Below are 13170 nucleotides of genomic sequence, written 5' to 3'. Positions count from 1 at the left end.
TATCGAGCCAGACCAATTCTATATTGGCTTCCCGAAAAAAGCCGTACCAGAATCCGTTCCAGAACTTTAAGAACCTGACGGGTATCGACATGCGTGCAACTGCCATTGAATCGATCGAGACGATCATCGTCGATTTGCCGACCATCCGCCCGCACAAGCTGGCGATGCATACGATGCAGAACCAGACCCTGGTAATCATTCGTGTGCGCTGTGCCGAAGGTATTGAAGGGGTCGGTGAATCGACCACCATTGGCGGTCTGGCCTATGGCAACGAAAGCCCGGACAGCATCAAGACCAACATCGACAAACACTTCGCGCCCTTGCTGCTTGGCCAGGACAGCGGCAATGTGAATGCCGCGATGTTGCGCCTGGAGCGCAGCATTCGTGGCAACACCTTCGCCAAATCAGGTATCGAAAGCGCCTTGCTCGACGCCCAGGGCAAGCGCCTGGGCCTGCCGGTCAGCGAACTGCTGGGCGGCCGCGTTCGCGATACGCTGCCGGTGGCCTGGACTTTGGCCAGCGGCGACACCGCCAAGGACATCGCCGAAGCGGAAAAAATGCTCGACCTGCGTCGCCACCGAATCTTCAAGCTGAAAATCGGCGCAGGCGAGGTCAACCGCGATCTGGCCCACGTCATTGCGATCAAAAAGGCGCTGGGCGATCGCGCCAGCGTGCGGGTCGATGTCAATCAGGCCTGGGACGAAGCGGTCGCGTTGCGCGCCTGCCGTATCCTCGGAACCAACGGCATCGACCTGATCGAACAACCGATCTCGCGCAATAACCGCGCGGGCATGGTGCGCCTGAATACCGTGAGCCCGGCGCCGATCATGGCCGATGAATCGATCGAATGCGTGGAGGATGCCTTCAACCTGGCGCGGGAGGGCGCGGCTTCGGTATTCGCCCTGAAAATCGCCAAGAACGGCGGCCCACGCGCCGTGCTGCGAACCGCCGCGATTGCCGAGGCGGCCGGTATTGGCCTGTACGGCGGCACCATGCTCGAAGGCGGTATCGGCACGCTGGCTTCGGCCCATGCCTTTGTCACGCTGAACACACTGGGCTGGGACACGGAATTGTTCGGCCCGCTGCTGCTCACCGAAGACATCCTTAGCGAGCCATTGGTCTACCGCGACTTCCAACTGCACGTTCCGCAAACACCGGGGCTGGGCCTGACTCTGGATGAAGAGCGCCTGGCGTTTTTCCGTCGGGACAAGACAACTACTGCCGTTCATCAAGCCTGAGGAGGGCATCATGCTGTTTCACGTAAAAATGACTGTGAATTTACCGGTCGACATGAACCCGGAACGCGCCGCTCAGCTCAAGGCCGACGAAAAAGCCCTGGCCCAGCGCCTGCAAGAGCAAGGCAAGTGGCGTCATCTGTGGCGCATCGCCGGGCTCTATGCCAATTACAGCGTGTTCGATGTCGACAGCGTTCAGGAACTGCACGACCTGCTGATGCAATTGCCGCTGTACCCGTACATGGCGATCGAAGTCACCGCGATGTGCCGGCATCCTTCTTCCATTCGCGAGGATGACCGCTGAACCCAGCCTGTCAGTTCGCTACGCTAATAATTACAAGATGAGGAACCCACCAAAATGAACGTCAAGATTTCCCACACTCCCAGTGCCCAGAAGTTTCTCGAAGACGCCAGCGGTCTGCATAACGAAGCCGGCGATCCGCGAGTCAAGGCACTGATTTACCGGATTCTGCGCGATTCGGTGAACATCATCGAAGACTTGGCCGTGACCCCGGAAGAGTTCTGGAAAGCCGTCAACTACCTCAACGTGCTGGGTGCGCGTCAAGAGGCGGGGTTGGTGGTGGCCGGGCTCGGTCTGGAGCATTACCTCGACCTGCTGATGGACGCCGAAGACGAGCAGGCCGGCAAGGCTGGCGGCACACCGCGGACCATCGAAGGGCCGCTGTATGTGGCGGGTGCGCCGCTGTCGGAAGGCGAAGCGCGGCTGGATGACGGCGTCGATCCGGGTGTGGTGCTGTTCATGCAGGGCCAGGTCAAGAATACCGCCGGCGAACCGTTGGCCGGCGCGGTGGTGGATGTCTGGCACGCCAATACCGGCGGCACTTATTCGTACTTCGATACCACTCAATCGGAATTCAACCTGCGTCGACGCATCGTCACCGATGCCGAGGGCCGTTACCGTTTTCGCAGCATCGTGCCGTCGGGCTACGGCTGCCCGCCGGACGGTCCGACCCAGCAATTGCTCGATCAACTGGGCCGTCATGGTCAGCGTCCGGCGCACATTCACTTCTTTATTTCGGCAGCGGATCATCGTCACCTGACCACCCAGATCAACCTCGATGGCGATCAGTACCTGCATGACGATTTTGCCTATGCCACCCGTGATGAGCTGATTGCCAAAATCACCTTCAGCGATGACCCGCAGCGAGCGGCGGCTCACGGCGTGAGCGGGCGTTTTGCCGAAATCGATTTTGACTTCACGCTGCAGTCGTCTGCCCAGCCTGAGGAACAGCAACGCCATGAACGGGTTCGCGCGCTCGAGGACTGATATCCTCACCCAGCCGAACCGGGCCACGAGATAACCGACCGTTTATCTCGTGGCCTTCTGTGTTTCGGCCAGGGCACTAGAATGGCGGCGCCACCGATAACAACAATGAGAGTGATCCGATGATGCAAGCGCAATTGTTGAGTCATCGCAGCAGAGTCTTCGACCACGCCGACCCTTACGCGGTGTCGGGCTATGTCAATCAGCATGTCGGCAATCATTGCCTCCAAATGCCCAGGGCCGGCCGGCCGCTGGCCAGCCTCGATCATCGCAAGTTCGCCAGTCTCGACCTGTGCCGCATCAGTTACGGCGCCAGCGTGCGGGTTATCTCCCATGCACTCGACAGCATCTATCACTTGCAAGTGCTGCTGCGCGGCAACTGCCTGTGGCGTGGCCATGGCCAGGAACACTACTTCGCCCCCGGCGAATTGCTGCTGATCAACCCCGACGATCCGGTGGATCTGACCTATTCCAGTGATTGCGAAAAATTCATTCTGAAAGTCCCCACGCGGCTGCTGGAGTCGGTATGCGAAGAGCAGCGCTGGCGGTACCCGGGGCAGGGTATACGGTTTCTGGAGAACCGTTATCAGCTCAATGAACTGGAAGGATTCGTTGGTCTGCTGGCGATGATTTGCCAGGAAGCCGAAGCCACCGAGCAGATTCCCCGGGTGCAGGAGCACTATGCGCAAATCGTTGTCAGCAAGATGCTTGGCCTGATGAAGACCAACGTCATCCGCACCGACCCCGGCTCACCCTCGGCGACGTTCGAGGCGCTGGTCGATTACATCGCGTGCAACCTCAAGCAGGACATCGACAGCGAAGAACTGGCGCGCCAGGCGCGGATGAGCCTGCGTTCGCTGTATGGGTTGTTCGAACGCAACGCGGGGGACACGCCGAAAAACTACATCCGGCAGAAAAAGCTCGAACGCATCCACGCCAACCTGAGCGACCCGACCTGCATCGTGCGCAACGTCACGGAAGTGGCCATGGATTACGGCTTCCTGCACCTGGGCCGGTTCTCCGACAGCTACCGCAAACAGTTCGGCGAATTGCCATCGGATACCCTCAAGCGCCGCCACTGAAACACCGCAAAGCACCTGTGGCAGCTGTCGAGCCTGCGAGGCTGCGTTCGAGTGCGTAGCGCTCGCAAAATGACTCGCACGGTATGTCAGGCAGACCGCATTGTTCCTTAGCGAGCGCTACGCACTCGAACGCAGCCTCGCAGGCTCGACAGCTGCTACGTGAACGTGCGTATTAACCGTTGCACAAAACGGATACAGGTCTGCACCCCGCGGATAGTCCGCCCCATCCCCTCGTCCTAGCATGGCCCTGCCTGAATAAAAACAATGGAGGCGGCGGCCATGACCCTGCGACCTGAATACCTTCACTCCCTGCTCGAAGAAGACCCTGAGCAGGGCATTTATCGCTGCAAGCGCGAGATGTTCACCGATCCGCGACTGTTCGACCTCGAGATGGAACACATTTTCGAAGGCAATTGGCTGTACCTCGCCCACGAAAGCCAGATCCCCAACAACAACGATTTCTACACCACCACCATGGGGCGTCAGTCGATCTTCATCGCGCGCAACAAGGACGGTGAATTGAACGCCTTCATCAATGCATGCAGCCACCGTGGCGCGATGCTCTGCCGGCACAAGACCGGCAACAAGAGTTCGTACACCTGTCCCTTCCACGGCTGGACCTTCAACAACTCCGGCAAGCTGCTCAAGGTCAAGGACCCGGCAGCGGCCGGCTATCCGGCGAGCTTCAATTGCGAAGGCTCCCACGACCTGACCAAGGTCGCGCGTTTCGAATCCTATCGCGGTTTCCTGTTCGGTAGCCTCAAGGCCGACGTGGTGCCGTTGGTAGAGCACCTGGGCGAGTCGGCGAAGATCATCGACATGATCGTCGATCAATCCGCCGATGGCCTGGAAGTGCTGCGCGGTTCCTCCAGCTACATCTACGAAGGCAACTGGAAACTCACCGCCGAAAACGGTGCCGACGGTTATCACGTCAGCTCGGTGCACTGGAACTACGCGGCGACCCAGAACCAGCGCAAGCAACGCGAAGTCGGCGACTGCAATCCGACCATGAGCGCCGGCACTTGGGCCAAGCAGGGCGGTGGTTTCTACTCCTTCGACAAGGGCCACATGCTGCTCTGGACCCGTTGGTCCAACCCCGAGGACCGTCCGCTGTACGAGCGTCGCGACGAGTTGGCACGGGACTTCGGCCAGGCTCGCGCCGACTGGATGATCGAGAACTCGCGCAACCTGTGCCTGTACCCGAACGTATACCTGATGGACCAGTTCAGCTCGCAGATTCGAATCGCCCGGCCGATCTCGGTCAACCGCACCGAAATCACCATTTACTGCATCGCTCCCAAAGGCGAAAGCGACCACGCCCGTTCGAGCCGGATTCGGCAGTACGAGGATTTCTTCAACGTTAGCGGCATGGCCACCCCGGATGATCTGGAAGAGTTTCGCTCCTGCCAGACGGGTTATCAGGGCAGCGTCACCGCGTGGAACGACATGTCCCGTGGCGCCGAGCACTGGGTGGAAGGCGCCGATGACGCGGCCAAGGAAATCGACCTGCATCCGCTGCTCAGCGGCGTGCGTACCGAAGACGAAGGCCTGTTCGTGCTGCAACACAAATACTGGCAGCAGACGATGCTCAAGGCATTGGCCGCTGAACAGTCCGGACTGATTGCCGTGGAGGCCGTGCAATGACCATTACTTATGAAGCCGTGCGCGACTTTCTTTACCGCGAAGCGCGCTACCTCGATGACAAGCAATGGGACGACTGGCTGGAGTTGTATGCACCGAACGCCACATTCTGGATGCCGTCCTGGGACGACAACGACGAGCTGACGGAAGACCCGCAGCGGGAAATTTCACTGATCTGGTACGGCAACCGCACGGGCCTGGAAGACCGCATCTTCCGCATCAAGACCGAGCGTTCCAGCGCCAGCGTCCCGGACACCCGCACCTCGCACAACCTTAGCAATATCGAGCTGATCGAACAGGCCGACGGGCTGTGCAAGGTGCGCTTCAACTGGCATACCCTGAGCTTTCGCTACAAGACCGTCGACAGCTATTTCGGCAGCAGTTTCTACACCCTGGATGTGCGCGGTGAAAACCCGCTGATCCTGGCCAAGAAAGTGATCCTGAAGAACGACTACGTTCGCCAGGTCATTGATGTTTACCACCTCTGAGGCGGCGGTCATGACTCATTCCATTGCGTTCAATTTTGAAGACGGCGTCACCCGATTCATCGACGCCAATGCCGGGGAAACCGTGGCCGATGCCGCGTATCGCCAGGGCATCAATATTCCCCTGGACTGCCGCGACGGCGCTTGCGGAACCTGCAAGTGCTTCGCCGAGGCCGGCCGCTACGACTTGGGCGAGGACTACATCGAAGACGCCCTCAGCGCCGATGAAGCGCAACAGGGTTTTGTCCTGACTTGCCAGATGCGCGCGCAGAGCGATTGCGTAGTGCGGGTGCCGGTTTCATCGGATGTCTGCCGCACCCGTCAGGCCAGTTATGACGCGACTATCAGCGCCGTGCGGCAGTTGTCCGACAGCACCATCGCGCTGTCGATCAAGGGCGAAGCCTTGAGCAAACTGGCGTTTCTGCCGGGTCAGTATGTGAACCTCGGGGTTCCCGGCAGCGAGCAGACCCGCGCTTACTCATTCAGCTCGTTGCAGCGTGACGGCGAGGTGAGTTTTCTGATTCGCAACGTGCCCGGCGGCTTGATGAGCAGTTTCCTGACCGGCATGGCCAAGGCCGGCGACAGCATGAGCCTGGCCGGGCCGTTGGGCAGCTTCTATTTGCGCGACATCCGCCGTCCGTTATTGCTGCTGGCCGGTGGCACCGGTCTGGCACCGTTTACGGCGATGCTGGAGAGAATCGCCGAGCAGGGCAGCGAACATCCGCTGCATTTGATCTACGGCGTGACCAACGATTTCGACCTGGTGGAACTCGATCGACTTGAGGCCTTCGCCGCGCGCATTACGAACTTCAGCTTCAGCGCCTGCGTGGCCAATCCCGACAGCCGGCACCCGCTCAAGGGTTACGTGACCCAACACATCGAGCCACGGCATTTGAACGATGGCGACATCGACGTCTACCTGTGCGGCCCGCCGCCGATGGTCGAGGCAGTCAGCCAGTACATCCGCGAACAAGGCATTGCGCCGGTGAACTTCTACTACGAGAAATTTGCCGCCAGCGCGGCTTGAGCCGGGCCGGGGGATTTGAGCGATGAAAATCCTGTGGGAGCGAGGCTTGCCCGCGAAGAATGCACCGCGGTTTTCAGGTATTACGCGTAATCGTTCTTCGCGGGCAAGCCTCGCTCCCACAGGTTCTGCATCTTAACTAACCGGCATTGGGCTTCTCGCCACACTGGTTCGCTTCCACAGGACTAACTGACCGGCCATCCCCACGAGGTACACATGAACAGATTCCACGAAAAAGTCGCGCTGATTACCGGTGCCGCCCAAGGCATCGGCCGGCGCGTGGCTGAACGCATGGCCGCCGAAGGTGCGCGGTTGATTCTGGTCGACCGCTCCGATCTGGTGTTCGACGTGCAGCAGCAACTGGCGGCAACCAGTCAGGTACTCGCTATGACCGCCGACCTTGAGCAATACAGCGAATGCAGCCGGGTGATGCGCACCGCTGTCGAACGTTTTGATCGCCTCGATGTGCTGGTCAACAACGTTGGTGGCACGATCTGGGCCAAGCCTTTCGAGCACTATGAAGAGGCGCAGATCGAGGCCGAAGTCCGCCGTTCGTTGTTCCCGACACTGTGGTGTTGCCACGCCGCGCTGCCGTTCATGCTCGAACAAGGCAGCGGCGCCATCGTCAACGTTTCATCCATCGCGACCCGTAGCATCAATCGCGTGCCGTACGGTGCGGCGAAGGGCGGGGTCAATGCGCTGACCGCTTGTCTGGCGTTCGAAACGGCCGGTCGTGGCGTGCGGGTCAACGCGACCGCCCCCGGTGGCACCGAAGCGCCGCCACGACTGATCCCGCGCAACACCGCGCAACAAAGCGCCGAGGAAAAGCTCTGGTATCAACAAGTTGTCGACCAGACCCTCGACAGCAGTTTGATGAAGCGCTACGGCACGCTGGATGAACAGGCAAGCGCTATTCTGTTTCTGGCCAGCGATGAAGCCTCCTACATCACCGGCATGGTCATGCCGGTCGGTGGTGGTGACTTGGGCTGAGTAGCTCGCTAGGTGACGTCGGCTAAAGCCTGAATACCGGTGACCTACAAGCGGCGCTGGAACGCTTTGACGATTCTGAGCGTGGCGTCGCTTATATTCAGGTTGTGGACGGCGTCCAACGGATACCAGATGCAGTCGAAGATTTCATTCTGTGGCCGAGCCACTGCCAGGCTTACGACCGACGCCTCGTATACATGATGCCGGGTGCTGGTTGTCTCCAGCTCCATGAGGTACAGCAGGCCGTCGACCCCAAGTCCTGTTTCTTCGTAAAGCTCTCGCAAGGCCGCGCCCGCAGCGGTTTCGCCGGGCTCTACTTTTCCGCCGGGCAAGGTCCAGCGAGACTTGGGCTTGCGCACCAGGAGGATATGCCGATCCTGCTCGCAAATGACTGTTGCACGTACTTTCATGGATTACTCGACTGCTGCCTGTCACAAAACAGTCATAAAAATGCAATATTCAGACTGAAGTCCATTGAAGTGTCTGCTTCAAGGGTTGGAGTCGATACGCTCGCTGAAAGTGCGATTTGAATGGCGGAATCCTGACGCGACGTCTGGTTGGCATTTCAGTAAAGGTCGGGTGTAAGGTAATGAAGTCGATCCAGAACTATCACTGCCGAATGGAGGTGACTATGAGCGTTCCGATGCTGAACAAAATGCACATGAACGGCTATGACGTACTCAGTGTGAACAATGGCCCCTGGCGGGTTTGCACCAAAGGTGATCGGCTTGGTGCCTTTGGCAGCAGAGAGGAGGCACTGGCTTATGCGGCTTCGCTTCCCGGCTACAGAGCCCGGTCGGGTAAAACGTCGCGCAGTCACAAATCAGACAAATAGTGCGCTGAAGCCCCGGTACGCCGGGGCGTTGTAGCAGCTGCCGAGCCCGCGAGCCTGCATTCGGCCGCGAAGCGATCGTGAGTTCAGGCGGCGCAGTGTTTCAGTCAGACCTTGTATGCAGGTTCACGACTGCTTCGCAGCCGAACGCAGCCTCGCAGCCGCGCAGGCTCGATAGCTGCTACATGGGATCAATACCCGCCTCCGCCCATCCCGCCCGTGGAGGGGGAATACTCTCTGGCTTTTTGTTGGGCACGACTCCATTGTGCGCAGGTCATGAAGCTTTTGTGATCGACCTTGCCCTGGCGGTCGAAACTGACGTTGTAAGGCTGCTGATGGCCGGCCTGGGTCAGCTTGTAGTCAAAGCAGGTACCAGGTTCCACCGTGCGCTGTGTTATCGATAAAGGCTGGCCGCCAATCTGCTGGACCTGTTCCTTGCTCATGCCGGTCTCGACCTTGGCGACCAGCGGTTGGTCGCGATAAACGTATGATTCCGTGCTGCAGCCACCTGACGCCGCCAGCACGGCGATCAGCGCGCATAGAGGCTTGTTCATGACAGCGTTCTCTAGTGAGCTTTCGTTCGACTGATGGCTTTTGCCTTCACTTCCTCGGCATAGCCCGCCAATCGTTCTTCATCGCCCTGGAACAAGGCGCACAGTCTTAGCGTTGCCTCTGCGTCCACATCATTGCCAGCCAGGCGCAACTGCTCTGCGATGCGCAAAAGTTCTACCGCCGACCACCTCAGGTCCGAAGCTACACCTTGCAGGTCGCGCCGAAGTTGCTGTTCATATTCGTTAAGCCACATGATGACCTCCTGCAATTCCCCGCTACGAAATAGTAGTCCCATTTACCTGCATGGAGCGTTATGTTCGTCTGATCGCAAGAGAGTCGAAATCATGCAACAGCCTGTCTACCAACTGCTGGAAGTCGCCAACGGCAAGCCGATCAAACTCTGGACCGAGGGTGTGCCGGTTGAAAGCGAAGCCCGGCAGCAATTGATCAATATCGCGAAGATGCCGTTCATCTTCAGACACCTAGCGGTCATGCCGGATGTGCATCTGGGCAAAGGGTCCACCATCGGCAGTGTGATCCCCACCGTGGGCGCGATCATTCCGGCGGCCGTGGGAGTGGACATCGGCTGCGGCATGATTGCCGCGCGCACTTCACTGACCGCCGACGACTTGCCAGACAACCTGCACGGCCTGCGCAGCGCCATCGAAAAGGCCGTGCCCCATGGCCGCACATTAAGTCGAGGCCGACGCGACGAAGGTGCCTGGAACCACGTTCCACACCAGGCCGATCAAGCCTGGGCGGCGCTGAGCTCGCGGTTCAAGGCGATCACCGACAAATACCTTAAACTGGCCAGCACCAACAACCGTCAGCACCTGGGCACCCTCGGTACCGGTAATCACTTCATCGAGGTCTGCCTGGACGAGGCCGATCGCGTCTGGTTCATGCTGCACAGCGGTTCTCGTGGCGTTGGCAATGCCATCGGGACCCTGTTCATTCAATTGGCCCAGGCGGACATGCGCGAGCACATCGCCAATCTGCCGGACCGTGATCTGGCTTATTTCAAGGAAGGTAGCCGGCATTTCGATGATTACGTCGAAGCGGTGGGCTGGGCTCAGGACTTCGCTCGGCAGAACCGGGCATTGATGATGCAGGCGGTGATTCAGGCAGCGCGGCAAGTGATCCGCAAACCCTTCGAGGTCGCGCTGGAGGCTGTGAACTGTCACCACAATTACGTGCAGAAAGAGCGGCACTTCGGGGAAGACATCCTGGTCACCCGCAAGGGCGCGGTATCGGCCCAGAAGGGCGAACTGGGGATTATTCCCGGCTCCATGGGTGCCAAAAGTTTCATCGTTCGAGGTCTCGGCAACGAGCAATCGTTCTGTTCCTGCAGCCACGGTGCCGGTCGGACCATGAGCCGCACCAAAGCCAAAAATACCTTCACTGTCGCGGACCAGATTCGCGCGACCGCTCATGTGGAGTGCCGCAAGGATGCGGCGGTCATCGATGAGATTCCGATGGCTTACAAGGACATCGACAAAGTCATGTACGCCCAGCGTGATCTGGTGGAAGTGCTGCACACTTTGCGACAGGTGGTCTGTGTGAAGGGATAGCGATGAGAGGTGCATCCATTGGTCGGGAACATTAACGGAGTGAACAGCTCTGCTGTCGTATTGAGGTAGTGATTTATTCGCTGGGGCGAGGCCATCTTCAAAATGACGACTACCGATGATTTTCGGCACCATGCGCATGAGCTGATCGTTGATCTGGATGCGGCTACCACGGAGATGATGAAGCTGATCTCTGCGCATCAGCTGAGCGGTCCGGAATGGGAGCGGATCACTAAATGGCAGCATGAAGCGTATGAGCGGTGGTTGGCGTACTTGAATGCGAGATCGTATCCAGACCCTGATCCCGACTCGGGGGCCGGGTCGGGGCAGGACGAAGCCCCGTTATAGAGATCGTCGGTAGTCCGCTGGATGTCTGCGCAAGGACAGGCTACATTTCCCGTTTTTCAGAATGGGGAAGTGTCATGCGCAGGTTGATGGCGGGAATAACGGTGGCTGTGTTGGCGGGCTGTTCATTACCCGCGTCCGTGGTGCCCGGCGAACCCAATGTCAGCAAGTACAGCGAGAAGGCGCCCAAGGAATATGCCGCGTGTGTACTGCCATTATGGCGTCGGGATATTCCTGGATCGACGCAATCGGCGATTTCCAACGGCTACCGCATCACCGCACCGAGCATCATCACGGCTGACGAAATTCTGGACATCGTGAAATCGAAGGATGGCAGCCGGGTATCGCTTTACCAAGGGCCACCGTGGGCCAAGTCAGGGGCGCTGCGCGAGGCAGTCCGGGATTGTTTGTAACGCCCGCAGCCGCCGTATTCGGAGCCACACGTCGAAGCCATATGTCGGAACCATATGTCGGAACCATATGTCGGAACTGGGGAACGGTCATTCCTGAATCAACTTCCAAGAGCTGACAGTCCATGGGAGTTTGGCTATGAATGATGATCGAAAAAAGGCAGCCCTTGATGCCTGGTACCGGCTCTTGAGAGAACCGGAGGCCGGGATGGATTGTGAAGAACACTATGACAAACTGCTGAAGGCGGCGGATGAAATAGAAGGGGCCGGGCTCATCAACAACGCCGAATGGCGTGAGCTGGTGCGCGATGCACGGGGGGCTTTTTCCGCTGCAAGCGATGGTGTTGGGAGCGGAACAGTCAGCAGATGACTTAAAAATAGTGTGGATATTTAAAGGGTTAGGAGATTTAGTAACCGGACAGTGAGTCAGAATATCTTGTTACAAGTCACGCGATTGGTTAATATTGCCCCGCGTTCACCACCACGGTTTATGCATTTTTAAAGCCCAGGCGTCCATCAGCTGCCTGGGCTTTTTTTTGTCTGGAGTTTGGTGGTGGCTTTACGAACACGCTGCCGGCGGAGCGCCAGCAGCGAGATGATGAGCGGATGGATGGGGACTAACGCTATGGGTGCCCTTACCTGGCCGGATCAGACTTGCGCCGATCGCTGCCGTTTGGGTTACCAGTGTCAAGAAGCCTTCTCTCTACCAGGACATTTTGCAGAGCCTGGCGTGCCGAAGGGCTTAGCTGATGTTCTCTCTCCTTGAGCTCGAGCAAGATGGGGTTGGACCATCCACGATAGGTTTGCTCGGAAATACGAGTAGATGTCATCTATCTCTCCTTTGATGAGTCGCCCGACAACACAGTGGGCGAAGTCCTGTGCGCTAAAAATCCTAGTTGAGGAAACGACTTGTCGCCAGTGAACGCATTGCAATGAGGTGCCGATCATCCTTCGCGTCGGGGGTTGTCCACGATTCGGGCGTAAACTGAAAGAGCTACCTCATCAAAAGGAGCCGCATATGATCGCCGACCAAATGAACAGACAGGAGTCGGAGCAAAGCGCTGTTTGGGATCAATACTTCTGTGCTGCGTTGATTGCCGAAAGCAATCTGACGGCACCGGTGGTAGGAGAAGCCACTCACGAAGACAGGCAGAATTTGCTGGTCCAAAGGGCCAAAGCGCTCGCCGACAAAATGCTCGAAAATAGAAGATAGCCGGAGCCCAGCCATTGTGCTGGGCTCTTCACTTTCCGACGATCGATTCTGGCCAGGCGGTCGTTGCAGTCGGTGCGACGGGATGATCGGGTTTTGCGCTGGGGATCGTCTACAGTTGGTAATTCATGGATACGGAGATCGAACATGAAGTGCTTAATTTGTCAGGCTGCTGCCAAAACGGGTCATGCCGCTGAAGACTGGTCAGAGGTCGCTTGCTCGGCCGGATGTGGACGCTACAGGGTCTCTGCGAACCTTGTGGCGAAAATGAAATTCAGGAACGAGTACTTTGACATCGAACGCACAAGACGATGGCTTGAGATGTCGCGTAATGACGATCCGGTACCGTTGATATCTACCTACGATTACAACGTTTCCTTATTGCATCGCGACACTGATGAGCGGTCGGTGATCGCGCCGGTTCGCTCCAGGCAGTCGTTGACATCGGATTAGATTCCATCCGGCTGACACTGTCCCCGTAGGAGCTGTCGAAGGCTGCGATCTTTTGATCTTT

Annotated in this window: 18 protein-coding genes; 14 read left to right on the top strand and 4 right to left on the bottom strand. The window is 58.3% G+C overall.

The annotated features are described in order from the left end of the window. The first annotated feature begins 89 nt into the window (after positions 1-89). The 8 genes from NHU87_RS13425 to NHU87_RS13390 all read left to right on the top strand — a co-directional run bounded on the left by NHU87_RS13425 (position 90) and on the right by NHU87_RS13390 (position 7742). The gene (locus tag NHU87_RS13425; protein WP_253549035.1) at positions 90-1238 is read left to right on the top strand and encodes a muconate cycloisomerase family protein; all 1149 of its coding nucleotides are present in this window, start codon (positions 90-92) and stop codon (positions 1236-1238) included. A 10-nt stretch (positions 1239-1248) separates the two neighbouring features. Continuing rightward, positions 1249-1539 carry a muconolactone Delta-isomerase gene (gene catC, locus NHU87_RS13420; protein ID WP_007895545.1) on the top strand — a complete coding sequence of 97 codons (291 nt, stop codon included), beginning with the start codon at positions 1249-1251 and terminating at the stop codon, positions 1537-1539. Between the two features lie 54 nt (positions 1540-1593). Next, entirely contained in the window at positions 1594-2523 is a 930-nt protein-coding gene (catA, locus tag NHU87_RS13415) for a catechol 1,2-dioxygenase (RefSeq protein ID WP_253549033.1), read from the top strand. Positions 2524-2642: 119 nt separating this feature from the next. Further along, entirely contained in the window at positions 2643-3602 is a 960-nt protein-coding gene (locus NHU87_RS13410) for an AraC family transcriptional regulator (protein WP_301271444.1), read from the top strand. 279 nt (positions 3603-3881) lie between these two features. After that, complete coding sequence (gene benA, locus NHU87_RS13405; RefSeq protein ID WP_253549031.1) at positions 3882-5246, top strand: benzoate 1,2-dioxygenase large subunit; 1365 nt, start codon at positions 3882-3884, stop codon at positions 5244-5246. Next, entirely contained in the window at positions 5243-5731 is a 489-nt protein-coding gene (gene benB / locus NHU87_RS13400; protein WP_253549029.1) for a benzoate 1,2-dioxygenase small subunit, read from the top strand. The genes benA and benB overlap by 4 nt, the downstream gene beginning before the upstream one ends. A gap of 10 nt (positions 5732-5741) precedes the next feature. Further along, a complete protein-coding gene (gene benC, locus NHU87_RS13395; RefSeq protein ID WP_253549027.1) occupies positions 5742-6755 on the top strand; it encodes a benzoate 1,2-dioxygenase electron transfer component BenC in 1014 nt (337 codons plus the stop codon). 213 nt (positions 6756-6968) lie between these two features. Further along, positions 6969-7742 (top strand): 1,6-dihydroxycyclohexa-2,4-diene-1-carboxylate dehydrogenase, encoded by a 774-nt coding sequence (locus NHU87_RS13390; RefSeq protein ID WP_253549025.1) that lies wholly within the window; start codon positions 6969-6971, stop codon positions 7740-7742. A 44-nt stretch (positions 7743-7786) separates the two neighbouring features. Here NHU87_RS13390 and NHU87_RS13385 read toward each other — a convergent pair whose 3' ends face one another. Continuing rightward, positions 7787-8149, bottom strand: coding sequence for an NUDIX hydrolase (locus NHU87_RS13385; RefSeq protein WP_253549016.1), 363 nt, complete (start codon positions 8147-8149; stop codon positions 7787-7789). Positions 8150-8370: 221 nt separating this feature from the next. On the opposite strand from NHU87_RS13385, the gene NHU87_RS13380 reads away from it, so the two are divergent. Further along, positions 8371-8574, top strand: a complete 204-nt coding sequence (locus tag NHU87_RS13380; protein ID WP_253549014.1) for an SPOR domain-containing protein — start codon at positions 8371-8373, stop codon at positions 8572-8574. Positions 8575-8762: 188 nt separating this feature from the next. On the opposite strand, the gene osmE is transcribed toward NHU87_RS13380, so the two are convergent. Both osmE and NHU87_RS13370 read right to left on the bottom strand, forming a co-directional pair. Continuing rightward, positions 8763-9125 carry an osmotically-inducible lipoprotein OsmE gene (gene osmE, locus NHU87_RS13375; protein WP_253549012.1) on the bottom strand — a complete coding sequence of 121 codons (363 nt, stop codon included), beginning with the start codon at positions 9123-9125 and terminating at the stop codon, positions 8763-8765. A gap of 11 nt (positions 9126-9136) precedes the next feature. Then, positions 9137-9376: a hypothetical protein gene (locus NHU87_RS13370; protein WP_253549002.1), complete on the bottom strand. Its 240-nt coding sequence runs from the start codon at positions 9374-9376 to the stop codon at positions 9137-9139. Between the two features lie 91 nt (positions 9377-9467). On the opposite strand from NHU87_RS13370, the gene NHU87_RS13365 reads away from it, so the two are divergent. The 4 genes from NHU87_RS13365 (at position 9468) to NHU87_RS13350 (ending at position 11816) form a co-directional block, all read left to right on the top strand. After that, positions 9468-10694 carry an RtcB family protein gene (locus NHU87_RS13365; RefSeq protein ID WP_253548999.1) on the top strand — a complete coding sequence of 409 codons (1227 nt, stop codon included), beginning with the start codon at positions 9468-9470 and terminating at the stop codon, positions 10692-10694. 102 nt (positions 10695-10796) lie between these two features. Continuing rightward, positions 10797-11039 (top strand): hypothetical protein, encoded by a 243-nt coding sequence (locus NHU87_RS13360; protein ID WP_253548997.1) that lies wholly within the window; start codon positions 10797-10799, stop codon positions 11037-11039. A gap of 74 nt (positions 11040-11113) precedes the next feature. After that, positions 11114-11449, top strand: a complete 336-nt coding sequence (locus tag NHU87_RS13355; protein ID WP_253548995.1) for a hypothetical protein — start codon at positions 11114-11116, stop codon at positions 11447-11449. Between the two features lie 136 nt (positions 11450-11585). Next, on the top strand, positions 11586-11816 hold the full coding sequence (locus NHU87_RS13350; RefSeq protein WP_253548993.1) for a hypothetical protein: 231 nt from the start codon (positions 11586-11588) through the stop codon (positions 11814-11816). A 265-nt stretch (positions 11817-12081) separates the two neighbouring features. On the opposite strand, the gene NHU87_RS13345 is transcribed toward NHU87_RS13350, so the two are convergent. Further along, positions 12082-12276 carry a hypothetical protein gene (locus NHU87_RS13345; protein WP_253548991.1) on the bottom strand — a complete coding sequence of 65 codons (195 nt, stop codon included), beginning with the start codon at positions 12274-12276 and terminating at the stop codon, positions 12082-12084. Positions 12277-12464: 188 nt separating this feature from the next. On the opposite strand from NHU87_RS13345, the gene NHU87_RS13340 reads away from it, so the two are divergent. Further along, entirely contained in the window at positions 12465-12659 is a 195-nt protein-coding gene (locus tag NHU87_RS13340; protein WP_253548989.1) for a hypothetical protein, read from the top strand. Positions 12660-13170 lie beyond the last annotated feature (511 nt).

It is taken from the genome of Pseudomonas mandelii (assembly GCF_024138395.1).
GTDB classification, from domain to species: Bacteria; Pseudomonadota; Gammaproteobacteria; order Pseudomonadales; family Pseudomonadaceae; genus Aquipseudomonas; species Aquipseudomonas mandelii_E.
Note: the sequence above shows the minus strand (reverse complement) of the source record. Positions and strands in the feature narration are given on the sequence as shown.

Coding starts and splice junctions, on each gene's coding strand:
- catA (WP_253549033.1), top strand. CDS start 1,594: ATGAACGTCAAGATTTCCCACACTCCCAGTGCCCAGAAGTTTCTCGAA.
- NHU87_RS13390 (WP_253549025.1), top strand. CDS start 6,969: ATGAACAGATTCCACGAAAAAGTCGCGCTGATTACCGGTGCCGCCCAA.
- NHU87_RS13370 (WP_253549002.1), bottom strand. CDS start 9,376: ATGTGGCTTAACGAATATGAACAGCAACTTCGGCGCGACCTGCAAGGT.
- benC (WP_253549027.1), top strand. CDS start 5,742: ATGACTCATTCCATTGCGTTCAATTTTGAAGACGGCGTCACCCGATTC.
- NHU87_RS13355 (WP_253548995.1), top strand. CDS start 11,114: ATGCGCAGGTTGATGGCGGGAATAACGGTGGCTGTGTTGGCGGGCTGT.
- catC (WP_007895545.1), top strand. CDS start 1,249: ATGCTGTTTCACGTAAAAATGACTGTGAATTTACCGGTCGACATGAAC.
- NHU87_RS13385 (WP_253549016.1), bottom strand. CDS start 8,149: ATGAAAGTACGTGCAACAGTCATTTGCGAGCAGGATCGGCATATCCTC.
- NHU87_RS13365 (WP_253548999.1), top strand. CDS start 9,468: ATGCAACAGCCTGTCTACCAACTGCTGGAAGTCGCCAACGGCAAGCCG.
- osmE (WP_253549012.1), bottom strand. CDS start 9,125: ATGAACAAGCCTCTATGCGCGCTGATCGCCGTGCTGGCGGCGTCAGGT.
- NHU87_RS13360 (WP_253548997.1), top strand. CDS start 10,797: ATGACGACTACCGATGATTTTCGGCACCATGCGCATGAGCTGATCGTT.
- NHU87_RS13410 (WP_301271444.1), top strand. CDS start 2,643: ATGATGCAAGCGCAATTGTTGAGTCATCGCAGCAGAGTCTTCGACCAC.
- NHU87_RS13350 (WP_253548993.1), top strand. CDS start 11,586: ATGAATGATGATCGAAAAAAGGCAGCCCTTGATGCCTGGTACCGGCTC.
- benB (WP_253549029.1), top strand. CDS start 5,243: ATGACCATTACTTATGAAGCCGTGCGCGACTTTCTTTACCGCGAAGCG.
- benA (WP_253549031.1), top strand. CDS start 3,882: ATGACCCTGCGACCTGAATACCTTCACTCCCTGCTCGAAGAAGACCCT.
- NHU87_RS13380 (WP_253549014.1), top strand. CDS start 8,371: ATGAGCGTTCCGATGCTGAACAAAATGCACATGAACGGCTATGACGTA.
- NHU87_RS13345 (WP_253548991.1), bottom strand. CDS start 12,276: ATGACATCTACTCGTATTTCCGAGCAAACCTATCGTGGATGGTCCAAC.
- NHU87_RS13425 (WP_253549035.1), top strand. CDS start 90: ATGCGTGCAACTGCCATTGAATCGATCGAGACGATCATCGTCGATTTG.
- NHU87_RS13340 (WP_253548989.1), top strand. CDS start 12,465: ATGATCGCCGACCAAATGAACAGACAGGAGTCGGAGCAAAGCGCTGTT.